Origin of the sequence: Pseudomonas sp. Irchel s3b6, assembly GCF_900187415.1 — a bacterium.
In the GTDB taxonomy this organism is placed as follows: Bacteria; Pseudomonadota; Gammaproteobacteria; order Pseudomonadales; family Pseudomonadaceae; genus Aquipseudomonas.
In genome coordinates this window covers 305,653-329,142 of the sequence record NZ_FYDM01000004.1, presented here as the reverse complement: position 1 = coordinate 329,142, position 23,490 = coordinate 305,653, and the positions used below count along the sequence as shown (strand labels likewise).

Here is a 23,490-nt window from a genome sequence, read left to right as displayed (position 1 = left end):
GCGGGCCTCATCAATTCGTTGTCTGGCGCAGCAGCATGGTGCCGCCGCGCTGGGTAAATTCAAGTTGTTTCAGGGCGCTCATGCCCAGCAGCACTTGCTCGCCGCCCAGGCCTGGCGCCACCAGGGCACGTACATCGTGCAGGACGATGTCGCCCAGTTTCAGTTGTTCAAGGCGGGTCCGGTAACCCTGGCTGCGACCGTTGGCCGTGCTCAGGGTGACCGGCGCCCCTTTTTCCAGCTTCAGGCGCTCGGCCAGCCTGGACGGGATCGACACATCGGTCGCCCCGGTATCGAGCATGAAATTCACCGGTTGGCCGTTGATCTGGCCATCGGCAACGAAATGCCCCTGGCCATTGCTGACCAGTTTCACTTCGATAAAACCGTCACCCTGTTGCGAGCTGACCTGGGTGTTGGGGTTTTCCAGGCGCTGCTCCCAGGCCCCGAAGAACCGCGTCGCCAGAAACAGCCCGGCGCACCAGGCCAGCACCAGCAGTACTCGACCGGCGCGCTTGCCCGGAGCCTGCTGAGTCATGGCCGGGCGCTCCAGCCGCCTTGCGGCGCGGCAAAGCGCCAGACAATCGGCCTGAATTCACCATCGGCGCGAGCTCCGTTGTTGTTGTCGATGCCGACCCAGGCACCGTCGGCGTCGACCACCAGGGCCTCGGCAAGGCCATAGGCCTGTGGATAACGGCGATGAGCCTGCAAGGCTTGCTCGGCAAACGACCAACATTGCTCGACCTTGGCACTCACTGCATCGCGACGACAAATTTCGAAGGCGTTGCGCTCCAGCGTGAATAGCTTACCGTCGAACCACGACAGGTCGGCAAAGTCCCGGGGAACCGGCTTTGCATTGGGGAACTGCTCCGGTTGCATTTGCATACCCGCCTCACTCAGCAGCACGCACCCTCCGTCGCAATCCCAAACCGATTGCTGGCGCTTGATCCGTAACAGCCCGCGCCGTTCCCGCTCGGCCGCCAGCCATAACTGACTGCCTTCAGGGTCGACGGCAATGCCTTCGAACAACCCATTGAATCGCAGTAACATCCCACTGGCCCGCGCTTCGCGGATCATGCTCGGGGCGATTTTCAGCCACTGGGCAGGTCCCGTCACAGGGACTTGCAACACCGCCGCATGAGACTCGCTGACGATGTAGCGATTGCCCGCCTGATCGCAGGTAATCCCTTCAAAATCCAGATCACCACCACGAATGAACGACGCCGCCCAGGCCCGCGAACTCAGCCCCCAGGGCAAGCCGCTTTCAGGTACCGGCGGCACATCAATGGGCACGGCTTCAGCCTGCCAGACGTTCTGGCGAGTATCGAGGCGATAGATCTGCTCGTCGTCGCGATCAGACACCGTCCACAGGTCGCCACCACATTGCGCCAGTCCCGACAGGTTACCGCCGCGCATGCCTTGCACGGCATGCTCGGACAGCAGTGTCAGTTCAGGCGCCGGCTGCGCGAACACCGCGCTGGCCAGGAACAGTAACGCAAGGGCGAAACCGCTCCGCATCAAGCCAGAACCTCGGCCAGGTTGCCCTTGGATTCCAGCCAGGACTTGCGATCGCCGGCGCGCTTTTTCGCCAGCAGCATGTCCATCATTTCCGACGTGGCCTCGAAATCATCCAGTGTCAGCTGTACCAGACGACGCGTATTCGGGTCCATGGTGGTTTCACGCAGCTGGGGCGGGTTCATTTCGCCCAGGCCCTTGAATCGGGTGACCTGCGGCTTGCCGCGCTTCTTCTCGGCCACCAGGCGGTCGAGAATACCGTCACGCTCGGCGTCATCGAGGGCATAGTAAATCTCTTTGCCCAGGTCGATGCGGTACAGCGGCGGCATCGCCACATAGACGTGACCGGCATCCACCAACGGGCGGAAGTGCTGGACGAACAAGGCGCAGAGCAGGGTTGCAATGTGCAGACCGTCGGAGTCGGCGTCGGCGAGGATGCAGATCTTGCCGTAACGCAGCTGGGTCATGTCCGCCGCGCCTGGATCGACACCGATGGCCACGGCGATGTTGTGCACTTCCTGGCTGGCCAGCACTTCGCTGCCGTCGACTTCCCAGGTGTTGAGGATCTTGCCGCGCAACGGCAGGATCGCCTGGAACTCCTTGTCCCGCGCCTGCTTGGCAGAACCACCCGCGGAATCACCCTCCACCAGGAACAGCTCGGAGCGCATCGGGTCCTGCCCGGCACAATCGGCAAGCTTGCCCGGCAACGCCGGCCCCTGGGTAATGCGCTTGCGCTCGACCTTCTTGCTCGCCTTCAGACGACGACCGGCGTTGTTGATCGCCAGCTCTGCCAGCAGCATGCCGGTCTCAGGGTTTGCATTGAGCCACAGGCTGAAGGCGTCCTTGACCACACCCGAAACAAACGCCGCCGCTTCACGGGACGACAGGCGCTCCTTGGTCTGGCCGGAGAATTGCGGTTCCTGCATTTTCATCGACAGCACGAAAGCAATGCGTTCCCAGACGTCTTCCGGCGCCAGCTTCACGCCACGGGGCAGGAGGCTGCGGAACTCACAGAATTCGCGCATGGCATCGAGCAGGCCCTGACGCAGGCCATTGACGTGGGTACCGCCCTGGGCTGTCGGGATCAGGTTGACGTAGCTTTCCTGAACACTGTCGCCGCCTTCCGGCAACCACAACAGTGCCCAGTCGACGGCTTCCTTGTTACCGGCCAGGCTGCCGCAGAACGGCTCGTCCGGCAGGCGTTCGAACTCGCTGACCGCATCGACCAGGTAGGAACGCAGGCCGTCTTCGTAATGCCACTCGACCTTTTCGCCGGTGCCTTTGTCTTCAAAGCTGACCAGCAACCCCGGGCACAAAACGGCCTTGGCCTTGAGCACATGCTTGAGGCGGCTGATGGAGAATTTCGGCGAGTCGAAGTATTTCGGGTCCGGCGCGAAAAACACGCTGGTGCCGGTGTTGCGCTTGCCAACGGTGCCGATCACTTCCAGCTCGGTGGCTTTGTAGCCATCGGCGAAGGTCATCTGGTACTCGTTGCCGTCACGCTTGACGCGCACACGTACCTGGGTCGACAGGGCGTTGACCACCGAAATACCCACCCCGTGCAAACCGCCGGAGAACTGGTAGTTCTTGTTGGAGAACTTGCCGCCCGCATGGAGCTTGGTGAGGATCAGCTCGACGCCCGAAACGCCTTCTTCCGGGTGGATGTCCACCGGCATGCCGCGGCCGTCATCGCTGACTTCCAGGGAGTGGTCGGCGTGAAGGATGACCTGCACCGATTTGGCGTGCCCGGCCAAGGCTTCGTCGACACTGTTATCGATGACTTCCTGGGCGAGGTGGTTCGGCCGACTGGTGTCGGTGTACATGCCGGGGCGTTTACGCACCGGGTCGAGGCCCGAGAGGACTTCGATGGCGTCTGCGTTATAAGAGCTAGCGCTGGGAGTGGCCATGGGGTCTCGTCGTCTGTCGTTCATGAAAATAGGGGCAAGGATTCACAGTGCCGTGAAATCAATCGCCTGGTACACATCTGCGCCAATGCCGGCAAAACTCAACAGCGCCGGCAATCGCCCGGCAAACCCCTGGAAACCATGGTCGCCGCCGGCCTGGATGCGCAAGGCACAGGCTCGGTAATACTGCTGGGCGAGGCGGTAGTCCAGCGTTTCGTCGCCAGTCTGCAACCACACCTGATACCGCTGCGGATCCTGGAGGCACGGCACATCAAGCTCGGCCAGGGCCGTCACATGATCGTGGGTCAACTCCCAAGTCTCTTCGGTATACAGGTTTTTCTGTGTCCCCAGGTACCCGTCGAACATCCGGTGCGGGCTGACCGCCGGGTTGATCAACAAGGCCTTGAGGCCGTGGCGCTCAGCCAGGTGAGTGGCATAGTAGCCGCCGAGTGAGCTGCCGACCAGCAGTGGCCGCCCCAGCTCGGCAATCGCCTGCTCCAGCTGACCGATGGCCTCGCGCGGGTGGTGATGCAAAGCCGGAACCCGCAACCGATCCCCCAGCCCGAGCCGCTCTATCACACCCACCAGCTGACAGGCCTTTTTCGACGAAGGAGCGCTATTGAAACCGTGGATATAAAGGATCGAACCCGACATGCAAGCACCCTGTACGGTGAGGTGAAGTGCCGCAGTTTACAGGGAGTCGAGCGGGGTTGGGGGTCTGGCATGGATCAAAATGAAAGCGCCCCCCCGCCGAACACGACATCACCAGGAGAAAACAACCGCCAGTCGGAGCGTCAGCACCGGCAAGCCAGCACACCACAAAACCACCCCGCTCTCTCCGCTCTCTCCTCTCTCCTCTCTCCCACCTGCCACCAGCCACCAGCCAACTCCCACCACTCAACAGGCCGAGCGTTAGCTCGCCTGCCGCCCTTGATCTTGCTTTGGCTTTGGCTTTTGATCCACCCGCCCCTTCGGGAGGCTGAGTGCAGGTATTCATCCGGGGATTGGCGCGCAGCGCCGTTCGACGCAGTCGAACTCATTGCATGGAGGTCGTCGCGCAGCAGACCGGAGGGCAATGCCCCCGGATGGATGCCGGAGCGAAGGAACCCCGAGCCTAGGCGAGGGGCCGGACGCTCGGGGCGAAGCGTTTTTTTGCTTACTTTTTTTAGGCGCCTGTAAAAAAAGTGAGTCGCCGTCGGGCGAAACCATAAGTCGCCATGACCGCAGCAACGGATATGTACACCGCACCTGCAAGAGAATGGCCGGCCACCAGACAGCCTTCGCGGGTAAGCCCGCTCCCACAGGCGTACACCAGCAAGAGACAAATCGACTATCAGACCCGAGGAAGCACTCAGTAACCGTTAGACCCGTAATCCACCTGAAACTCAAACCCGCTCACCCGCTCCACCCCGGTCTCAAGCCCCCCATCCGGCAACAACCGCAACCACCGATAACCCGGCGCCAGGGTATCGACCTTGAAATCCTCACTGCGCGGCTCGAACTGGATACAGGTCGACGGCGATGCAATCAAACGCACCCCGTTGCGTAACTGATCGATTTCCTGATGCACATGCCCCCACAACACCGCACGCACCTGCGTAAAACGATCAAGCACGGCAAACAACGCCTCCGGATTACGCAAACCGATCGGCTCCATCCAGGCACACCCAATGGACACCGGATGATGGTGAAAACACACCAGATGATGACGCTGCGGCGCCTCGCTCAAGGCCCGGGCCAGCAACTGCAACTGCTCGTCCTGCAAGTAACCGGGCACCGACCCCGGTACAGCGGAATCCAGCAAGGTAATCCGCCAGTTGCCAATGTCCACCACCGGCTCCAGAAAAGCACTCTGCACCGCCGCCTGGGCCATGATGTGCGGCTCGTCGTGATTACCCGGAATCCAGCGCGCCGGGGCATCGATTTGCCCGCTCATCTGGCGAAACTGCTGGTACGACTCCAGGGTGCCGTCCTGGGACAGGTCACCGCTGGCAATCACCAGGTCAATCCGTGATTGCTGCGCCAACGCCAGCTCGATGACCTGCTGCAGGCTGTCGCGCGTATTCATGCCCAACAGCGTTCCGTCAGCTTCGGCAAACAGGTGGCTGTCAGAAAGCTGCACCAACAGCACGGGGTCACTGGCATTCAGAGTGGATACGCTCGGCAAGGCGTTCTCCCGGGGCGTGGACAGGGATTGGGATGGAGGGGGCAATTATGCTGGGGCAATCGTGAAAGAGGAAACCTGTGAACCGGACACAGTTCACATCTGCTGCTTAACGCACCACTTCGTATTCGTGCCCGCACGCCAGGCAATGGCTCAGCCATTCGCCAAGGAAGACGTTGAGCTGGGCCTTTTCGTCCGGTTGGTGCATCAACGCATTGGGGTAAGGATAGATGCCCCGAAAGCGCCGCGCATGCTCGGCGCTGATGACCTCGGCCATGCGCGCATCGTGATAGACCTGGACTTCCAGCTGCGGCACCGGCAACCACGGCAGGCTGTGCTCCTGACGCACGCGCAAGGTCGTGGTGTACGGACAAGCCCGCAACACCTCCAGCGTCAGCACACCCAGCATCTGGTCGCCCTGGGTCATGGCAATGCGCCGGGCCCCTGGCTGGTTGCGCATGTCCGGCAGCAAGCGCAGCAACCGGGCATAGTTGGCCTCGCAGGCGCTTTGCAGCCCCACAAGGTCGACCCGATATCGGTCGCGCTGTTTGATTACGACCATAGCCCCCTCACTTCAACGCGGTTCAAAGCCAGCCATTGCAAGGCAATAATGCTCGCCGCGTTGGAAATCCGCCCATCACGCACGGCCTGCAGGGAATCTTCAAAGTCCCAGGCCGTGACGCGAATATCTTCTGCCTCCTCTACCAGCCCGTGCAGGCCACCCGCCTCGCTACTGTCACAACGCCCCAGATACAAATGCACGTATTCGGTACTGCCGCCCGGCGATGGAAAGTAGTTGAGCATCGGCCACAGCGCAGTGAACTCAAGCCCAGCTTCCTCCTGCGCTTCGCGGTGAGCAACTTCTTCTGGTAGTTCGTCCTTGTCGATCAGACCGGCGACCAGTTCGATCAACCAGGGATTGTCAGTCTTGCCCAGCGCCCCCACGCGAAACTGCTCGATCAGCACCACCTCATCACGCTGCGGATCGTAAGGCAGCACGCACACGGCATCATGACGAACGAACAGCTCGCGATTGATTTCACGGCTCATGCCGCCAGCGAACAGCTCATGACGCAGGTGCACACGATCGAGCTGGTAGAAGCCCTTATGGCAGCTCTCAGTGCGCACAACGTCTACGGAGGTCGGGGTGGCCTTGGCAAAATCAGTCATAACAATCCTCGTCTACTGCAAAATCCGTCCGAGGCTGCCCCCAGTCTTCGCGCCATCCTAACGCGCCCGTCACGTTTGATGCAGCCCCTTTAAGGTCGCCGGGATAGACGGCAGGGGGGCAAACCAACTCTAATTGACACTATTGAGCTTAGTGGCGAACTGACTGCGCCGCTGACAGTCGAAGCCGGTAACTTTTGCCTACCCCTGATTCATGAAGGACGCCCATGTCACTTTTGAAAATCGCCTCCGTGGCCTGTATCGCCCTGACCCTGGGCGCCTGTCAAAGCCTGTTCCAGCCAAGCTACAAGGCACCGCTGGAAACCCTGCGCGACACCGCCGAAACCATCAAGCCAGGTTGCACGGCCGCCGACTGCCCGCTGGTGAACATCGATACCGTGCGCTTTCCGGGCGAGCCGCAACTGGATGGCATCATCGAAAAACGCTTGCTGCAAATGACCCGCACCTCACCCGACGCCCCGTTGCCAGCCTCGCTCAACACCTATCGCGACCAGTTTTTGCGTGACGCCGGCCCACGCCACAGCAGCTACCTGCAAGCCAAGGTACGGGAGCAGCATGACGGCTTGGTGATCATTGAGTTGTCCAGCTACCTGGACACCGGGACCGCCCACGGCACGCCGGGTCGCGGCTTCATCAATTATTCGCGCCAGGAGCACAAGGTCCTGAATCTGTCTGACATGCTGCGGCCCGGACAGGAAGAGGCATTCTGGAAAGCTGCCCAGGTGGCGCATAACAGCTGGCTGATCAGCACCCGGCTCGATCAGGAGCCGGAATTCATGAAAGCCTGGCCGTTCAAGAAAACCCAGAATGTGGCCTTGACCACCGCCGGGGTGATGCTCAAGTACGACGTGACCACGATTGCGCCTTACGCGCTGGGCCACGTCGAACTGAAGATCCCTTACTCGCGCCTGGGTGGGATCCTCAAGCCTGAGCTGGTTCCCGCCCGTCCGTAACGACACGCCCCAGCAGCAGCTGGAGCAGCCCTGCCAGTATCAACGCCGGCAGGGTTGCGCCGATTTCAGGGTAGAGATTGGCCAGCAGATGATACGTGCTCACACCGCCCAGCCAGGCCAGCAGGCTCGTCCCGCGCAAGGCCGATGACGCCACTTGGGCACTGCGCTTGCGCAGAATGAAGTGATCCACCAGTACGACGCCAAACAGCGGCGCGAACACCGAACCGATCAACAGCAGGAAGTTCTGGTACTGGGCCAGCGGTGCCAGCAGGGCGATCAAGGTGCAGATCACCCCGATGGCCAGGGCCAGGTGTTCGACTTTCAGGCGCAACAGAATCCCACTGGAAACCGCTGCCGAGTGAATGTCGGCAAAGGCGTTTTCGGACTCGTCGAGCAGGATCAACAACAGCGGAATCCCCAGGCCCGCACCGGCCAGCGCCAGCAGCAAGGCGTTGACTTCGCCGCTCGGCGCAAAGGCCAGGGTGTAGGCCACGCCCAGGCTCATCAGCCAGAAGTTACCGATAAAGAAGCCAAGCGCGGTGCCGCCGAAGACGTTTTTTGCCCGCTTGCCGAAGCGCGAGTAGTCGGCGATCAGCGGCAACCACGACAACGGCATGGCGATGGCGATGTCAAAACCCACGGCGAACGGCATCGAACCGTCACCGGCCTGTACCCATAGCGCAGCCAGGTCGGCTTTGGCGAACAGGTTCCAGGTCAGCCAGATACACGCGGCCAGCAGCAGCCAGATCCCCCACTTGCGCAGCACTTTGCGCACGAAGGTCAACGGACCACTGACTGCCAGCAACGTGGCCAGTGCGCCGAAGAACAGCGTCCACAACAGCGGGTTCGACCACAGGCTGCCTTCGCTGAACGCCCGGGCTCCCAACAGGCTCGCCGCGTCGCGCATGACGATGATTTCGAACGAACCCCAGCCGATCAGCTGCAACAGGTTCAACAGCGCCGGCAGGCTCGCACCGCGAGTACCGAGGCTGAGTTTGAGCGCGGCCATCGACGACAGGCCGGTGTCGCTGCCAATTACGCCAACCGCCGCCAGCAGCAACACGCCAACCAGCGTGCCAAGGAAAATCGCCAGCAATGAACCGGACAGGCCCAGGCCGGGCGCGAGCAAGGCACCGGTCTGCAGCACCATCAGGCCGATACCAAGGGAAAACCACAGGGAGAACAGATCGCGACCGCCGAAGACTCGTTTGTCAGTGGGCACCGCGATGTCGGGTGAATACGTGCTGGGTTGAATGCTCAAGGGTGTTATCTCGAAATGGGGCAGCGACAAGCTTTAAGCGGCAAGCTACAAGTTGAAGCATCGATGGATGCCTGCTTCTTCTTGTAGCTTGCCGCTTTCGGCTTAGATTTTTTTATACAGCTGACTGCCTTCCTTCTTGAACCGCTCGGCCTGCTCCGCCAGGCCTTGGGCGACGTCCACGTCGACGGTATCGATCCGCTGGTTGGCCGCGTATTCGCGAACTTCCTGAGTGATCTTCATCGAGCAGAATTTCGGCCCGCACATGGAGCAGAAATGCGCGACCTTAGCCGAGTCCTTCGGCAGGGTTTCGTCGTGATACGAACGCGCGGTGTCAGGGTCCAGGCCCAGGTTGAACTGGTCTTCCCAACGGAACTCGAATCGCGCCTTGCTCAAGGCGTTGTCGCGGATCTGCGCCCCCGGATGCCCCTTGGCCAAGTCGGCGGCGTGCGCGGCAATCTTGTAGGTGATGATCCCGGTCTTCACGTCATCCTTGTTCGGCAGGCCCAAGTGCTCCTTGGGCGTGACGTAGCAGAGCATGGCGCAACCGAACCAGCCGATCATCGCCGCACCGATACCGGAGGTGATGTGATCGTAACCCGGAGCGATGTCGGTGGTCAGCGGGCCGAGGGTATAGAACGGCGCCTCGTCGCAGCACTCCAGCTGCTTGTCCATGTTCTCTTTGATCAACTGCATCGGCACGTGGCCAGGGCCTTCGATCATGCACTGTACGTCGTGCTTCCAGGCGATCTTGGTCAGCTCGCCGAGGGTTTCCAGCTCACCGAACTGCGCTTCGTCGTTGGCGTCGGCAATCGACCCCGGACGCAGGCCATCGCCCAGCGAGAAGCTGACGTCGTAGGCCTTCATGATTTCGCAGATTTCATCGAAATGGGTGTAGAGGAAGTTTTCTTTGTGGTGCGCCAGGCACCACTTGGCCATGATCGAACCACCGCGGGAAACGATGCCAGTCACGCGCTTGGCGGTCATCGGCACATAACGCAGCAACACGCCGGCGTGGATGGTGAAGTAGTCGACGCCTTGCTCGGCCTGTTCGATCAGCGTGTCGCGGAACAGCTCCCAGGTCAGGTCTTCGGCCACGCCGTTGACCTTCTCCAGCGCCTGGTAGATCGGCACGGTACCGATTGGCACCGGCGAGTTGCGGATGATCCACTCGCGGGTTTCGTGAATGTGCTTGCCGGTGGACAGGTCCATGACCGTGTCCGACCCCCAGCGGATGCCCCAGGTCAGTTTCGCCACTTCTTCTTCGATGGACGAACCCAGTGCGCTGTTGCCGATGTTGCCGTTGATCTTCACCAGGAAGTTACGGCCGATGATCATCGGTTCCAGTTCGACGTGGTTGATGTTGGCCGGGATGATCGCGCGGCCACGAGCGATTTCCTCGCGAACGAATTCGGCGGTGATCTCTTTCGGAATGCTGGCGCCAAAGCTGTGGCCGGCGTGTTGCTGCTTCAGCAGACCCGCGGCACGGGCCTCTTGCAGCTTCATGTTCTCGCGGATGGCGACGTATTCCATCTCGGCGGTGATGATGCCTTTGCGCGCGTAGTGCATCTGGCTGACGTTGGCACCGGCCTTGGCCCGACGCGGGTTGTTCACATGGGCGAAGCGCAGCTTGGTCAGCTCGGCATCCGCCAGGCGCTCTTGACCAAAGTTCGAGCTCAGGCCGGGCAGTCGCTCTGTGTCGCCACGGTCGTCGATCCACGCCGAACGCACATCGCCCAGGCCTTTGCGCACGTCGATCACCACATTGGGATCGGTGTACGGGCCGGACGTGTCGTACACGGTAACCGGTGCGTTGATCTCGCCGCCGAAGTCGGTGGGGGTCACGTCCAGGGTGATTTCGCGCATGGGCACGCGAATGTCCGGGCGCGAACCCTGGACATAGATCTTTTGCGAGCGGGTAAAGGGCTGAACCGACTGCTCATCGACCTTGGCCGAGTCACTGAGGTTGGTCGCATTTTTTGGTTTTATCGTCATCACGGGCTCTCCAGACAGCATCCAGGCAGTGGATTGTCGGAGCAGAACCTGAGAGGCACGGACGCACCAGAAATGGTGCTGTGCTTCGTCACGCACAGGAACGTTCGATTGTCGAACAATATCCCGGACGAAGCACAAGAGGACTCGCCGGGTGACGAGAAATCTTGTTCCCTACGCAGGCGCTAACCTGATCAGGTTCAACGGGATCCGAAATTATTCGATCTCAGCCTCATAGCAAGGCACCCCGACAAGAACCCGGCCAGTCTAGACACAACCGGCAAAGAACGCCAACCCCTGTGTAAACAGCGTGATGAATGGCGCAATTGCCGCATTTGTAACAAGAACATGCACTACTGCACTCACAACCCCGCACGTTACCTTGACGCTGTAATGCTAGCGCCGTAAGTTTGGGCGCCTGAATTCTCGTCGTAATATCACTGCTAGGGATCGCCTCATGCTGCGAAAACTCTCACTGGCGCTCGCCGTGTCATGTGCGTCCAATGGAATGGTCTGGGCAGCGCAAGCATCCCTGGCGACCAACACCGACCTGGTGAGCGTCTATCAAGAGGCGGTCAACAACAACGCCGACCTGGCCGCGGCCCGCGCTCAATACGGCGCGCAAAAGGAAGTCGTGCCCCAGGCCCGCGCTGGCCTGCTGCCGAACCTGTCGGGTGGCGCAGAAATCGCCAACGTGCGCACCGACATCGACGCACCGTCGGCCATCGCCAACCGTAGTGCTCACGTCTACCAGGCCACACTGGCCCAGCCATTGTTCCGCGCCGACCGCTGGTTCCAATTCCAGGCGGCCAAGGACGTCAATGAACAGGCGGCGCTGCAACTGTCGGCCACCGAGCAGAACCTGATCCTGCAAACCGCCGAGAACTACTTCAACGTACTGCGCACCCAGGACAACCTGGCGTCGACCAAAGCGGAAGAAGCCGCGTTCAAACGCCAACTGGACCAGTCCAACGAGCGTTTCGATGTGGGCCTGTCGGACAAGACCGACGTGCTGCAATCGCAAGCCAGTTATGACACCGCCCGCGCCAACCGAATCCTGGCCCAGCTCCAGGTGGATGACGCGTTCGAAGCGCTGGTCACCCTGACCAACCGTGAGTACAACTCGATTCAGGGCATCGTCCACACCTTGCCGATCCTGCCGCCGGCGCCTAACGACGCCAAAGCCTGGGTCGACACCGCCGCGCAACAGAACCTTAACCTGCTGGCCAGCAACTACGCGGTGAACGCGGCCGAAGAAACCCTCAAGCAGCGCAAGGCCGGCCATGCGCCGACAGTCGACGCGGTGGCGCAGTACAAGAAAGGCGACAACGACGCATTGGGCTTCAGCAACCCGAGCGCCTTTGGCCAGCCGTACAGTGGCGACGTCTCGCAGACCTCGGTCGGCCTGCAGTTGAACATTCCGATCTACAGCGGCGGGCTGACCAGCTCCCAGGTGCGCCAATCCTATTCACAGCTGGAACAGAGCGAACAGCAACGCGAATCCCTGCGTCGACAAGTGGTGGAAAACACCCGCGACCTGCATCGCGCCGTCAATAGCGACGTCGAGCAGGTGCAGGCGCGCCGCCAGTCGATCATCTCCAACCAGAGTGCGGTGGAAGCCACGGAAATCGGTTATCAGGTGGGTACACGCAATATCGTTGACGTGCTCGACGCCCAGCGTCAGCTGTACACCTCGGTGCGCAACTATAACAACAGCCGCTACGACTATATCCTCGACAACCTGCGCCTGAAACAGGCCGCAGGCACCTTAAGCCCCGGCGATCTGCAAGACCTCAAGCGCTACCTCAAGGCCGACTACAACCCGGACAAGGACTTCCTGCCACCGGACCTGGCCAAGGCCGCGGCGGAACAGCTGAAAGCCCGCCCTTGAGGCACTTCGTGGCGAGGGAGCAACTCCCTCGCCACAGGCGCATGCCTCAGGCTTTGTCGATCAACCGCCCCAACCCATCGAGCAACCGCTGCAAGGCGCCCTGGTTGGCGCGCATCACGTTCAACCCTGCCTCTGCCATGCGCTGAGCATCAGTTGGCAGTTCGAACAACCGCTGCACGGCGACCGCCAACCCTTGGGCATCCTCTACTTCCTGCAAGGCATCGGCACTGCGCATCAACGCCGCGATCTCCAGGAAGTTGAACAGATGGGGACCGCTGAGCACCGGTTTCGCCAAGGCCGCGGGCTCCAAGAGGTTATGCCCGCCATTCGGCACCAGGCTGCCACCGACAAACGCACTGTCCGCCAGCGCATAGAGAAACAGCAGTTCACCCATGGTGTCGCCGAGCAGCACCGACGTATCATCGTTGACCGCCATGCTGGTCGAGCGGCGGACCGTATTGAAACCCTGTTGCTGACAAAGCTCGAACACCGAATTGAAACGCTCGGGGTGGCGCGGTACCAGAATCAGCAGCGCATCCGGGTGGCTGCCGAGCAATTGCCGGTGGGCGGCCAGCACCACCTCGTCTTCGCCTTCATGGGTACTCGCGGCGATCCACACCGGCCGTTCGACCGCCTGCCATTGCTCGCGCAACCGGGCGGCGCGCTGCAGTAATTGTGGGTCGATACTCAGGTCAAACTTGATCGAGCCGGTGACCTGCACCGTCTCTGGCCGTGCACCAAGCTGCCGGAAACGCTCGGCTTCGGCTTCGGTTTGCACGGCAAACAGGCTCATTTCAGCCAGCATCGGCTGAGTCAGGCGACTGAAACGGCCGTAGCCTCTGGCCGAGCGCTCTGAAAGCCGGGCATTGGCCAGCGCGACCGGAATCCCGCGCTTGGCACACTGATGAATATGGTTGGGCCACAACTCAGTTTCCATGATCACCGCCAGCCTGGGCTGGACCCTGTCGAGGAACCTGGCGGCCGCACAGGGCAAGTCGTAAGGCAGGTAGCAGTGCTGGATGCGTGGTTCATTGGCGAACATCGCGTGGATCCGCTCCGAACCGGTCGGGGTCATGCAGGTCACGGTGATCGGAAGCTGTGGATAACGCTCCAGCAGTGCACGGATCATCGGCGCCGCGGCAATGCTCTCGCCCACCGATACCGCATGCACCCAAAGGCCACCCGGCTGCATCACCGGCAAGCCGATGGAGAAACGCTCACCGATGCGTTTGGCGTATGCCGGGGCCTTGCGCGAACGCAGCCACAGCCGAATCGCTACCAGTGGCAGCCCGAGGTAAAACAGCGCGGTATAGAGGGTTCTGTTCATGGCGCCGGAGTTTATCGGCTTTTTCAGTCGATCGCCTGCAAGTGCACGGCAAATCGTTCCGCCAGCCAGCGCGCGGCCGGCCCGAGTGTTTCATCACGCCGCCAGACCAACTCCACCACCAACGCCGGCGGGGTCCACTCGCTGACCAGTTCGACCATCTGCCCTTGATAGGCGGGGTACTGCACCACATGCCGGGGTAGCCACCCCCAGCCCAGCCCCCGCATCACCCATTCGGCCAACACGTAGAAGCTGTCGGCGCGCCAGACTTGCGGGCTGGCCTGCTCGCTGCCCGGGTAGACACTCGAATGGGTGGCCATCAGCAATTGCCGATGCTGGGCCATTTGCTGGCAATTGACCTGCCCGCCTACGGCCAGCGGGTGGCCGACGCCGCACACCGTGACCATCTCGACGCTGCCCAGTACCCGACGTTCCAGGGCTTCGGGGATCTGTTCGTGATAGAACAACAGACCCAGATCCGCCTGACGCTGCTCCAGTTTTCGCGCCACATCGCCCTGCGCGGCACTGGCCAGTTGCACTTCCAGGCTGGGAAATTGATCGGCCAGGGCTTCGAGGCTGTCGAGTACCGGCTGATACGGCATCGCCTCGTCCTGAGCCAGGCGCAAGCGCGCCTCCTGCCCGCGCATCAACGCCTGCGCCCGGCCATTGAGGCGCTCGCACTGGCGCAACACCTCCCGCGCCTCCTCCAGCAATGCGCTACCGGCCTCGGTCAGCCGTGGCTGGCGACCGCTGCTACGATCAAACAAGCTGACGCCAAGGTCTGCTTCAAGCAAGGCAATCGAACTGCTGACCGCCGACTGTGCCTTGCGCTGATCCCGGGCCACGGCGGAAAACGAACGCTGCTCGGCGACGCTGACGAACAAGCGCATCTGCTCCAGATTCCATTGAATACTCATGGCTCAACCCATCTTCAAATCAGATAGGTAATGACTTTACCCCATCTGAAGAAACACTAAAATGCCGACCTCAGAAAGCAACGTTTCACACGAGGATTGACCCATGACCGCCTACTACTACCTGGCCATCGCCATCTGCGCCGAAGTGATCGCCACTGTTTCGATGAAAGCGGTCAAAGGCTTCAGCACTCCCCTGCCCCTGCTGCTGGTGATCTGCGGCTATGGCATCGCCTTCTGGATGTTGACGCTGGTGGTGCGCAGCGTCCCCGTGGGCGTGGCTTATGCCGTCTGGGCCGGCATGGGCATTGTGATGGTCAGCGTCGCCGCACTGTTTATCTACGACCAGAAGCTGGATGTACCGGCGATGCTTGGCATGGCGCTGATCGTGCTGGGCGTGGTGGTGATCCAGTTGTTCTCGAAAACGGCTGGGCATTAAAAACAGCCGCAAGCTGCAAGCCTTAAGCTGCAAGAGGGATATTCTCAGGCTCTTGCTTGCAGCTTGAAGCTTGAAGCTTGAAACTTGCAGCTTCGTTTAGAACACTGAGGTCTGCGCATGCCATCCGTTATTTCCACCGACGTGCTGATTGTCGGCGCTGGTGTTGCCGGCCTCTGGCTGAATGCACGCCTGCGTCGCCAGGGTTATTCGACCGTACTGGTGGAAAGTGCCAGCCTCGGCGGCGGGCAAAGCGTCAAGTCCCAGGGGATCATCCACGGTGGCGCCAAGTACGCCCTGCACGGCGCACTGACCGGTGCCTCGGAAGCCATTGCCGACATGCCACGGCGCTGGCGTGACGCCCTGGCCGGTGACGGCGAGCTGGACCTGGCCGGGGTGAGACTGCTCTCCGAGGCCCACTACCTCTGGTCGCCCGGTACCCTGGCTGGCAACCTCACCAGCTTCTTCGCCAGCAAGGCCGTGCGCGGCCGGGTCGATCAGGTCAAGGGCGAACAATTACCCCCCGCCCTGCAAGACAAGCGCTTCAAGGGCAAGGTCTATCGCCTGGCCGAACTGGTCATCGATGTACCGAGCCTGATCGCACGCCTGGCCGAACTGGCCGGCGACGGACTGCTGGCCGGGCAAAAGGTCGAACCCTTGCTGGAAAACGGCGAACTGGTCGGCCTGCGGGTCGACGAGCGGGACATCCGTGCGCAGCGCATCGTCCTCAGTGCCGGCGCCGGCAATGCCGAATTGCTCGCGACCCTCGGCCTGAGCCAGCCGGCCATGCAAATTCGACCGCTGCACATGGTTCTGGTCAAGGGCCCGAGCCTCAAACCCCTGTACGCCCATTGCCTGGGCGGCGGGCCGAAGCCGCGCATCACTGTCACCACTCATCCGGCAGCCGACGGCCAATGGGTCTGGTACCTGGGGGGCGATATCGCCGAAGCCGAGGGTGTGGCGCGGGAGCCGGCGGCGCAGATTGCCGCCGCACAGAAGGAACTCGGCAACCTGTTGCCCTGGGTCGACCTCAGCCAGGCCCAGTGGGCGACCTTGCGGGTCGATCGGGCCGAGCCGTTGCAATCGGGCCTGACCCGCCCGGACAATGCCTTTCTCGCCGAACAGGATTGCCTGCTGGTGGGCTGGCCGACCAAACTCGCACTGGCGCCCGACTTCGCTGACCGGGTGATCGCCGCGCTGCAACGCGACGCCATCCTGCCGAGCCACCCGGCACCCTTGCCTGAACTGCCAAAACCGCCCATGGGTGTACCGGCCTGGGAGCAACTGCTGCCATGAGCCATGCCACTTTGCACGACCTGCACCGCCCGCTGGGCAGCACGGGGCTGATGGTTTCGCCGCTGGGCCTGGGGACGGTGAAACTTGGCCGCGATCAGGGGGTGAAATACCCCAACGGCTTCCAGATCCCGGACGATGACGAGGCGCGCAGCCTGCTCAAGCTGACCCGTGACCTGGGCATCAACCTGATCGACACTGCCCCGGCCTATGGCCGCAGTGAAGAGCGCCTCGGCCCGCTGTTGCGTGGCCAGCGTCATGACTGGGTGATTGTCAGCAAGGTCGGTGAAGAGTTTGTCGACGGTCAGTCCCGTCATGATTTCAGTGCCGCTCATACGCGGTTTTCTGTCGAACGCAGTCTGCAACGCCTGGAAACGGACGTTATCGACCTGGTGCTGGTGCATTCGGACGGTAATGACCTGGCCATTCTCAACGAAAGCGAGGTCTATCAGACCCTCGCCGAGCTCAAGCGCGAAGGCAAGATTCGTGGCTTCGGCTTTTCCGGCAAGACTGTCGACGGCGGCCTGAAGGCGCTGGAGCAGGGTGATTGCGCCATGGTCACCTACAACCTCAACGAGCAGGCCGAACGGCCGGTCATCGACTACGCTGCTGCCCACGGCAAAGCCATCCTGGTCAAGAAGGCCCTGGCCAGCGGTCACGTTTGCCTGAGCCCGGGCGTGGACCCGGTGCGCGCCAGCTTCGAGTTGTTGTTTGCACAACCCGGTGTTGCCAGTGCTATTGTCGGGACCATCAATCCGCTGCACCTGGCCCACAATGTGGCGACCGTAGCTCAAGTCCTGACCCGCCGTTGACTAGCCGCCAAGGCGGCCGACCCCGACGCAAGGAGGAGCCGACATGCCGCGAACACTGATCAGAAAGAACCCCAGTAACTTCAAGACACTGCCGCTGTATGTCGAAGCGACACCCGACGGCCTGAGTTACCAGAGTGTCGGGAGGCCGCTCAACTTCTCCCAGACCCTGCAGCGCCGACGTCCGGTGACGGTGGCCAATGCCGAGCACTTTGCCCTGGAACTGGCCAACCTCGGTGTGTCGGTAAGACTGACCCTGCGCTGGCAGAATCGCGATTACTGGGTGCTGGTGCGCCAGCGCCGCCAGGATCGGGGCGACGTGGTGCTGAAACTGATTTCCGGTTATGTGCCCGCTCACGAACTCAATCTGCCGCTGCACACAGCCATTCAGGAGATTGCCGAGGAGTGCCTGCTGGAAACCCCGGAAGGCTGGCTCGGCGGGCGCTTCAATGACACCTGGCTACCGGCCCCCTATGCCACTGCGCTGCACTACCGGGAAGCCATGCCGTTTCGCCTGATGCCAGAATCCGGTGCCGCCCGCCCCGTACGCTGCGCCAACCTGCAATTGATCGAGCGCCCGCGCGCCTATGTGCACCTGCCTACCGCATCGCTGCAACTGATTTACGATTTGCGCCTGGAGGTGCCCAAGGAAGCCAAGTCCTTGAGTCTGTTTCACGTCGATGAGCGCCTGGAAGGTGATCAACTGGTCGCACGGCTGGACCGCAAGCGCCCGGACCTGTACCTGATGCCGCTTCAGGATGGCCAGCCCGTGCCTGAGCTCTACACCCTGAAAAAAGACCAGCTATACCCCGCAAGCACACGCGGCCTGTACCTGGCGGAAAGTTTTGCCCGTCAGGAAGGCTGGCTGGTCAGGGATGAGCGGATTCGCTGGAAAGACTGGCTCAAGCAACAGGGCTTGAGTCAGCCGGACAAGCCTTCGGGCTTGAGCCGCCTGACCGGTAAGGCCAAACAGCTGCTGAAGAAGATCGTGCCGCACAAGGCGGCACGCTAACCCACTGTAGCGAGGGAGCTTGCTCCCGTTGGTCGGTCCGCGTTCGGGGCGCAGCTGTCGTAAACCGTGCCCGGAGAGTATCTGGATCAATACGGTGGGGGCATTCGGGTTGCTTCGCAACCCAGCGGGAGCAAGCTCCCTCGCCACGACAAGCCTCTCGCTACAGCGTCAGTTCTTGCGGATTTTCTCGACAATGGCGGTGGTCGAGCTGTTTTCCACCAGCCCCAACACCTTCACCGTGCCACCGTAAGCACTGACGATATCGGCGCCGACCACCTGGTCTATGCCGTAATCGCCGCCCTTGACCAGTACGTCCGGCTTGACCTGCGACAACAGGTTCTCCGGTGTACCTTCAGGGAAGCTGATCACCCAGTCCACCGCCCCCAGCCCCGCCAACACGGCCATGCGTCGGTCAACACTGTTGATCGGCCGCCCCGGGCCTTTCAAGCGACTGACCGAGGCATCGTCGTTGACCGCCACGATCAACCGGTCGCCCTGCGCTCGCGCCTGCTCAAGGTAGGTCACGTGGCCGGCATGCAGGATGTCGAAGCATCCGTTGGTGAAAACGATCGACTCGTTATGCGCGCGCGCATCGTCAATCGCCAGCAGCAATTGGTCGAGGCTCAGCACCCCCCGCTCGGAACCCTCTTCGCGCTGAATCGCACGACGCAGTTCCGGGGCACTGATGGCCGCCGTACCCAGTTTACCTACCACGATGCCCGCTGCCAGGTTGGCCAGGGCCACTGCATGGGGCAATTCCTCACCGGCCGCGATCGCCGCTGCCAGGGTGGAAATCACTGTATCGCCGGCACCAGTGACGTCGAACACTTCACGGGCACGGGCCGGCAAGTGCAATGCCGGGTGATCGGGACGCAGCAAGGTCATGCCGTGCTCGCCACGGGTCACCAGCAACGCGCCGAGGTCCAGGTCGTGCATCAACTTCGCGCCCTTGTTCACCAGGTCGTGCTCGTCGATACAGCCACCGACGATGGTTTCGAACTCGCTGAGGTTCGGCGTGATCAGGCTGGCACCGCGGTAGATCGAAAAATCCTTGCCCTTCGGGTCGGCCAGTACCGGAATGCCACGAGCACGGGCGGCCTGAATCAGCACCTGATGGTTCCTCAGGGCGCCTTTGCCATAGTCGGACAACACCAGCACCTTGATGCCTTCCAGCAGGCTGTCGACTTGCTCACCGAGCGCCAGCGCATCGGTGGCGAAGGGCTCTTCGAAGTCGATACGCAGCAATTGCTGGTGACGACTCATGACCCGCAGCTTGACGATGGTCGGCTGGTGGGCAATGCGCTGGAACAACGCACGGACACCGGCGCCCTTAAGGCTGTTGGTCAGGCTGTCGGCGGCCTCGTCATCACCGGTCACACCGACCAGGGATGCCGGCGCACCGAGCGCGGCAATGTTCAAGGCAACGTTGGCGGCGCCGCCTGGGCGGTCTTCGATTTGCTCGACCTTGACCACTGGCACCGGCGCCTCAGGAGAAATCCGTGAGGTACCACCATGCCAGTAACGGTCGAGCATGACATCGCCGACCACCAAGACAGGGGCTTGATCGAATCGCGGCATGGACAACTTCATGGTGCAACCCACATACAAAATGAACAGGGGCGCGATATTAGCACAGGGTGAACGCTGCCTAGTTCGACAGCTTCATCCACTGTGAATCTGAGCGTTACATTGGTTGTTTTTTAAGCAGAATATGCAAATAGAGGGAGACTTTCAGGATGAGTCAGGGCACCCGAATGCAAGGCAACGGGCGCATTGCACGCCCGCACGCTTCAGGGTGAACAACGTCCACCCCGCGGGTTTACATCAGGTGATGTCCACCGGAGCTGGTTCGTCCAGGCCCATGGCATGCAGACGGGAGTAGTACCCGCCTTGCGCCAGCAGCTCGGTATGAGTGCCCCGCTCGACAATTTCACCGTGATCCATCACCAGGATCAGGTCCGCCTTTTCAATGGTCGACAGTCGGTGTGCAATCACCAGCGTGGTACGGCCCTTCATGACTTTATCCAGGGCGGCCTGGATATGCCGCTCGGACTCGGTGTCCAGTGCCGAGGTCGCCTCGTCGAGGATCAGCAACGGCGCGTTTTTCAACAACGCACGAGCGATCGCCAGGCGCTGACGCTGCCCGCCGGAGAGCAATACGCCGTTCTCGCCGACCTCCGTATCCAGGCCTTGTGGCAGCTGGGAGATGAAGTCCATCGCGTAAGCGTCTTCAGCGGCCCTCTCGATGTCTGCACGGGGCGCGCCCGCCAGATCGCCATAGGCGATGTTGTTGGCGACCGTGTCGTTGAACAGGGTGACGTGCTGTGTGACCTGGGCCACGTGCTTGCGCAGATTACGCAGGCGATAGTCTTCGATCTCCACGTCATCGAGCAGTATTTTCCCGCTCTCGTGATGGTAGAAACGCGGGATCAGGCTGGCCAGCGTCGACTTGCCGCTGCCCGAACGACCGACCAATGCGATCATCTGCCCCGGCGCGGCCGTGAAGCTGATGTCCTTGAGCACTTCGCGATCGGTGCCCGGGTAAGTGAAGCTCAGCTTTTGCACATCCAGACGGCCGCTGATGCGTTCGCGCTCGATCGTTCCGTTATCGACTTCCGGCTCGACATCCAGTTGTTCGAAAATGCTCTCAGCGCCGGCCACGCCCTTTTGAATGGTCGAGCTGACTTCCGACAGCTGACGAATCGGCTTGGGCAGCAAGCCGGCCGCGGTAATGTAGGCCACCAGATCACCGGCCGTCGCGTCCCCCCGCAGAAACAGCACCAGGAACATCAACGACGCCATGGCGGTGTAGATCACCAGTTGCAGCGCAGGCGTATAGATTGCGCTGGTTCGGGTCATGCGCAGCTGCTTGTTGGTGTTGCTCTGGCTGGCACGGGCAAAGCGCTGTTCTTCGTAGCTTTCGCCACCAAAGCTGCGCACCACCCGATAGCCCTGAATGGTCTCGGACGCCACGTGCGTGACGTCCCCCATCGCTACCTGGATCTTCTTGCTTTGCTTGCGGAATTTCTTGCTGGTATTACCGACCATGAAGGAAATAATCGGCAGAATCGCCAGCATCACCAGGGTCAGCTTCCAGTTCATCCACAGCAGGTAGGCGAACAGGAAGATAACCGTCAGGCCTTCACGAATCACCACCTTGATGGCATCGGTTGCCGCGCCGGTGACCATGGTCACGTTGAAGGTGATGCGCGAGATCAGATGCCCGGAGTTGTGGGTATCGAAATAACGGTTAGGTAGCACCAGCAGCTTGTTGAACAGCTCTACCCGCAGGTCATGGACCAGCCCCAGGGAAACCTTGGCCAGGTAGTAGTTGCTCAGAAACGAGCCAAGCCCCTGCCACGCCGCGATCATAATGATCAGCAGGGGCACGGCGACCAGCAACTGCAAATCCTGCAGATAAGGCACATTGGGAAAGAGCACCGCTTCAGGGTTGCTCAAACCGTCGACGAAATATTTGAGAATCCCGGCCAGCATCGGCTGAGTGGAGGCAAATATGACGAAGCCCACAATACTCAACAGGAAAATGCCGATGTAGGGTTTTACGTACCCCAGCAGTCGCAAATAGATTTTCAGGCTTGAATCCTGTTCCGCTTTGGGCGGTGCTGCACTCATCGTAGAGCTCACTTCTTAGGTAGAACGCGGAATTTTATCACAGGCTTTGTACTTGGCCTGTGTCCATACCAAAACGGTGGCCAGGCCAATCGGTAGCCAGCTGATGAACCATTCGGCCCGCGGCGTACCACTGATACTGGCCGCATCGAATTGCATCGCCAGAAACGAGAACATCCAGATACCGATGATACCCCGACCATAGAGCGTTTCGCGGGCTCGCCAGGCCTCACGCAATACCGCAAACCAGACCCCGCACCACAGCAATAGACCGGGCACCCCCAACTCGATGGCGATATGGGTGAACAGGTTGTGGGAGTGGTCAAACTGCAAGCCTGCAGCCGACACCGAGTAGGCAGACCCCATGCCCAGGCCGCGCAACGGATGCTGCGCAATCATGTCCAGGCTGGCCATGAATATTTGTGGCCGGAACGACGCACCGCGAGCCATCACCAATGGTTCGAGCAACCAGAATGCCACCATCGTCAACGCCAGGGCGGTCGCCGCGACAATGCGGCTCTGTCGGTCACGGCACCAGATCGGCATGGCGATGATCGTCAACAGCAAGGCCAACGCAGCGCCGCGACTCTGGGAGAGCAGGACAAAACCTGCAAGAAACGCCAGCGCCACCGCCCAGCCCGCCTGCACCCAGCGGTTGCGCGGCACCCAATGGGATAACCAGACAGCCGCCAGCCCCAGCACATAACCACCCAGGATCGGATGGGCCAGCTCTCCCAGCCCCACAAGGCGCGCCGTCAGGACGTTACCATCGATCACGTAGAACTTGATGGCCGCTAGCAACGCGGTCAATGCCAGCCCCAGACCACCCCATTGCATGATGCGAATCACCCGTTCGGGACGGGCATTGGCCAACAGTGGAAAAAACAACAGAAACACGATGATGTATAACGAACGCTTGGCACCCCGTGACGGGTCCTCGTCATGGGTCCAGGTCAGCGAAAGCAATGCCCAGAGCCCTAGCCCGAGAACGCTCAGGCAGAGCAGACGCTGCTCTTGCCAGAGCTCCCGCAACCGGGCACGCATCGACCAGCCAAAAAACAGTGTCGGTAACCAGAGAAACGCGACCAGCCCCTGTTGATAAATCTTGTTGGTCGGTGCAAATGCTATAGCGAGCAAAAACCATAACAAACCTGTCGCCATCCAAACCTGCGCCCAGCGTGTTTCCCGCATCTACCTGCTCCCGCCAAATAAT

At 61.3% G+C, this 23,490-nt stretch carries 20 protein-coding genes and 1 riboswitch; of the genes, 6 read left to right on the top strand and 14 right to left on the bottom strand.

What is annotated here, in order from left to right:
• Nucleotides 1–10 precede the first annotated feature (10 nt).
• The 7 genes from CKW07_RS09880 to CKW07_RS09845 form a co-directional block, all read right to left on the bottom strand.
• Nucleotides 11–532: a TIGR02281 family clan AA aspartic protease gene (locus CKW07_RS09880; RefSeq protein WP_095144723.1), complete on the bottom strand. Its 522-nt coding sequence runs from the start codon at nt 530–532 to the stop codon at nt 11–13.
• Nucleotides 529–1,512, bottom strand: coding sequence for an esterase-like activity of phytase family protein (locus CKW07_RS09875; protein ID WP_095144722.1), 984 nt, complete (start codon nt 1,510–1,512; stop codon nt 529–531). Before CKW07_RS09875 ends, CKW07_RS09880 begins: the two co-directional genes overlap by 4 nt.
• Nucleotides 1,512–3,416, bottom strand: a complete 1,905-nt coding sequence (gene parE / locus CKW07_RS09870) for a DNA topoisomerase IV subunit B (RefSeq protein ID WP_095144721.1) — start codon at nt 3,414–3,416, stop codon at nt 1,512–1,514. The genes CKW07_RS09875 and parE overlap by 1 nt, the downstream gene beginning before the upstream one ends.
• A gap of 42 nt (nt 3,417–3,458) precedes the next feature.
• Complete coding sequence (locus tag CKW07_RS09865) at nt 3,459–4,067, bottom strand: YqiA/YcfP family alpha/beta fold hydrolase (protein WP_095144720.1); 609 nt, start codon at nt 4,065–4,067, stop codon at nt 3,459–3,461.
• A 697-nt stretch (nt 4,068–4,764) separates the two neighbouring features.
• Complete coding sequence (gene cpdA / locus CKW07_RS09855) at nt 4,765–5,580, bottom strand: 3',5'-cyclic-AMP phosphodiesterase (protein WP_095144719.1); 816 nt, start codon at nt 5,578–5,580, stop codon at nt 4,765–4,767.
• A 106-nt stretch (nt 5,581–5,686) separates the two neighbouring features.
• On the bottom strand, nt 5,687–6,139 hold the full coding sequence (locus CKW07_RS09850; protein WP_095078119.1) for a DUF1249 domain-containing protein: 453 nt from the start codon (nt 6,137–6,139) through the stop codon (nt 5,687–5,689).
• Nucleotides 6,130–6,747, bottom strand: coding sequence for an NUDIX domain-containing protein (locus CKW07_RS09845; protein ID WP_095144718.1), 618 nt, complete (start codon nt 6,745–6,747; stop codon nt 6,130–6,132). The genes CKW07_RS09850 and CKW07_RS09845 overlap by 10 nt, the downstream gene beginning before the upstream one ends.
• A gap of 224 nt (nt 6,748–6,971) precedes the next feature.
• Here CKW07_RS09845 and CKW07_RS09840 point away from each other — a divergent pair, with 224 nt between their 5' ends.
• Nucleotides 6,972–7,718: an RsiV family protein gene (locus CKW07_RS09840; protein WP_095144717.1), complete on the top strand. Its 747-nt coding sequence runs from the start codon at nt 6,972–6,974 to the stop codon at nt 7,716–7,718.
• Here the strand turns inward: CKW07_RS09840 and cytX are convergent.
• Both cytX and thiC read right to left on the bottom strand, forming a co-directional pair.
• Complete coding sequence (gene cytX / locus CKW07_RS09835; protein ID WP_095144716.1) at nt 7,687–8,979, bottom strand: putative hydroxymethylpyrimidine transporter CytX; 1,293 nt, start codon at nt 8,977–8,979, stop codon at nt 7,687–7,689. The genes CKW07_RS09840 and cytX overlap by 32 nt on opposite strands.
• Before the next feature lie 102 nt (nt 8,980–9,081).
• Nucleotides 9,082–10,971, bottom strand: coding sequence for a phosphomethylpyrimidine synthase ThiC (thiC, locus tag CKW07_RS09830; protein ID WP_095144715.1), 1,890 nt, complete (start codon nt 10,969–10,971; stop codon nt 9,082–9,084).
• 151 nt (nt 10,972–11,122) lie between these two features.
• A riboswitch (TPP riboswitch) is annotated at nt 11,123–11,228 on the bottom strand.
• Between the two features lie 197 nt (nt 11,229–11,425).
• Between thiC and CKW07_RS09825 the strand changes: the two genes are divergently transcribed.
• Nucleotides 11,426–12,859 carry a TolC family outer membrane protein gene (locus CKW07_RS09825; protein WP_095144714.1) on the top strand — a complete coding sequence of 478 codons (1,434 nt, stop codon included), beginning with the start codon at nt 11,426–11,428 and terminating at the stop codon, nt 12,857–12,859.
• Between the two features lie 46 nt (nt 12,860–12,905).
• Here the strand turns inward: CKW07_RS09825 and waaA are convergent, their stop codons facing one another.
• Complete coding sequence (waaA, locus tag CKW07_RS09820; protein WP_095144713.1) at nt 12,906–14,186, bottom strand: lipid IV(A) 3-deoxy-D-manno-octulosonic acid transferase; 1,281 nt, start codon at nt 14,184–14,186, stop codon at nt 12,906–12,908.
• 23 nt (nt 14,187–14,209) lie between these two features.
• On the bottom strand, nt 14,210–15,100 hold the full coding sequence (locus tag CKW07_RS09815) for a LysR family transcriptional regulator (protein ID WP_095144712.1): 891 nt from the start codon (nt 15,098–15,100) through the stop codon (nt 14,210–14,212).
• Between the two features lie 103 nt (nt 15,101–15,203).
• On the opposite strand from CKW07_RS09815, the gene CKW07_RS09810 reads away from it, so the two are divergent.
• The 4 genes from CKW07_RS09810 to CKW07_RS09795 all read left to right on the top strand — a co-directional run bounded on the left by CKW07_RS09810 (nt 15,204) and on the right by CKW07_RS09795 (nt 18,647).
• Entirely contained in the window at nt 15,204–15,536 is a 333-nt protein-coding gene (locus tag CKW07_RS09810) for a multidrug efflux SMR transporter (RefSeq protein ID WP_095144711.1), read from the top strand.
• A 117-nt stretch (nt 15,537–15,653) separates the two neighbouring features.
• Nucleotides 15,654–16,829, top strand: a complete 1,176-nt coding sequence (locus CKW07_RS09805) for an FAD-binding oxidoreductase (RefSeq protein WP_095144710.1) — start codon at nt 15,654–15,656, stop codon at nt 16,827–16,829.
• A complete protein-coding gene (locus CKW07_RS09800; protein WP_095144709.1) occupies nt 16,826–17,638 on the top strand; it encodes an aldo/keto reductase in 813 nt (270 codons plus the stop codon). The genes CKW07_RS09805 and CKW07_RS09800 overlap by 4 nt, the downstream gene beginning before the upstream one ends.
• A 43-nt stretch (nt 17,639–17,681) precedes the next feature.
• Nucleotides 17,682–18,647 carry a metal ABC transporter ATPase gene (locus tag CKW07_RS09795; protein ID WP_095078108.1) on the top strand — a complete coding sequence of 322 codons (966 nt, stop codon included), beginning with the start codon at nt 17,682–17,684 and terminating at the stop codon, nt 18,645–18,647.
• A gap of 168 nt (nt 18,648–18,815) precedes the next feature.
• Here the strand turns inward: CKW07_RS09795 and hldE are convergent, their stop codons facing one another.
• From hldE to CKW07_RS09780, 3 genes are all read right to left on the bottom strand, one after another.
• Nucleotides 18,816–20,237 (bottom strand): bifunctional D-glycero-beta-D-manno-heptose-7-phosphate kinase/D-glycero-beta-D-manno-heptose 1-phosphate adenylyltransferase HldE, encoded by a 1,422-nt coding sequence (gene hldE / locus CKW07_RS09790; RefSeq protein WP_095144708.1) that lies wholly within the window; start codon nt 20,235–20,237, stop codon nt 18,816–18,818.
• Between the two features lie 234 nt (nt 20,238–20,471).
• Entirely contained in the window at nt 20,472–22,280 is a 1,809-nt protein-coding gene (gene msbA, locus CKW07_RS09785) for a lipid A export permease/ATP-binding protein MsbA (protein WP_095144707.1), read from the bottom strand.
• A gap of 15 nt (nt 22,281–22,295) precedes the next feature.
• A complete protein-coding gene (locus tag CKW07_RS09780; RefSeq protein ID WP_095144706.1) occupies nt 22,296–23,468 on the bottom strand; it encodes an O-antigen ligase in 1,173 nt (390 codons plus the stop codon).
• Nucleotides 23,469–23,490: the final 22 nt, after the last annotated feature.

Excerpts from the sequence above, each read along its gene's own strand:
- CKW07_RS09845 (WP_095144718.1), bottom strand. The coding sequence starts at position 6,747 with ATGACTGATTTTGCCAAGGCCACCCCGACCTCCGTAGACGTTGTGCGC.
- CKW07_RS09875 (WP_095144722.1), bottom strand. The coding sequence starts at position 1,512 with ATGCGGAGCGGTTTCGCCCTTGCGTTACTGTTCCTGGCCAGCGCGGTG.
- CKW07_RS09850 (WP_095078119.1), bottom strand. The coding sequence starts at position 6,139 with ATGGTCGTAATCAAACAGCGCGACCGATATCGGGTCGACCTTGTGGGG.
- CKW07_RS09800 (WP_095144709.1), top strand. The coding sequence starts at position 16,826 with ATGAGCCATGCCACTTTGCACGACCTGCACCGCCCGCTGGGCAGCACG.
- CKW07_RS09865 (WP_095144720.1), bottom strand. The coding sequence starts at position 4,067 with ATGTCGGGTTCGATCCTTTATATCCACGGTTTCAATAGCGCTCCTTCG.
- CKW07_RS09840 (WP_095144717.1), top strand. The coding sequence starts at position 6,972 with ATGTCACTTTTGAAAATCGCCTCCGTGGCCTGTATCGCCCTGACCCTG.
- CKW07_RS09795 (WP_095078108.1), top strand. The coding sequence starts at position 17,682 with ATGCCGCGAACACTGATCAGAAAGAACCCCAGTAACTTCAAGACACTG.
- CKW07_RS09815 (WP_095144712.1), bottom strand. The coding sequence starts at position 15,100 with ATGAGTATTCAATGGAATCTGGAGCAGATGCGCTTGTTCGTCAGCGTC.
- CKW07_RS09780 (WP_095144706.1), bottom strand. The coding sequence starts at position 23,468 with ATGCGGGAAACACGCTGGGCGCAGGTTTGGATGGCGACAGGTTTGTTA.
- msbA (WP_095144707.1), bottom strand. The coding sequence starts at position 22,280 with ATGAGTGCAGCACCGCCCAAAGCGGAACAGGATTCAAGCCTGAAAATC.
- waaA (WP_095144713.1), bottom strand. The coding sequence starts at position 14,186 with ATGAACAGAACCCTCTATACCGCGCTGTTTTACCTCGGGCTGCCACTG.
- CKW07_RS09810 (WP_095144711.1), top strand. The coding sequence starts at position 15,204 with ATGACCGCCTACTACTACCTGGCCATCGCCATCTGCGCCGAAGTGATC.
- CKW07_RS09805 (WP_095144710.1), top strand. The coding sequence starts at position 15,654 with ATGCCATCCGTTATTTCCACCGACGTGCTGATTGTCGGCGCTGGTGTT.
- CKW07_RS09825 (WP_095144714.1), top strand. The coding sequence starts at position 11,426 with ATGCTGCGAAAACTCTCACTGGCGCTCGCCGTGTCATGTGCGTCCAAT.
- CKW07_RS09880 (WP_095144723.1), bottom strand. The coding sequence starts at position 532 with ATGACTCAGCAGGCTCCGGGCAAGCGCGCCGGTCGAGTACTGCTGGTG.
- thiC (WP_095144715.1), bottom strand. The coding sequence starts at position 10,971 with ATGACGATAAAACCAAAAAATGCGACCAACCTCAGTGACTCGGCCAAG.
- parE (WP_095144721.1), bottom strand. The coding sequence starts at position 3,416 with ATGGCCACTCCCAGCGCTAGCTCTTATAACGCAGACGCCATCGAAGTC.
- hldE (WP_095144708.1), bottom strand. The coding sequence starts at position 20,237 with ATGAAGTTGTCCATGCCGCGATTCGATCAAGCCCCTGTCTTGGTGGTC.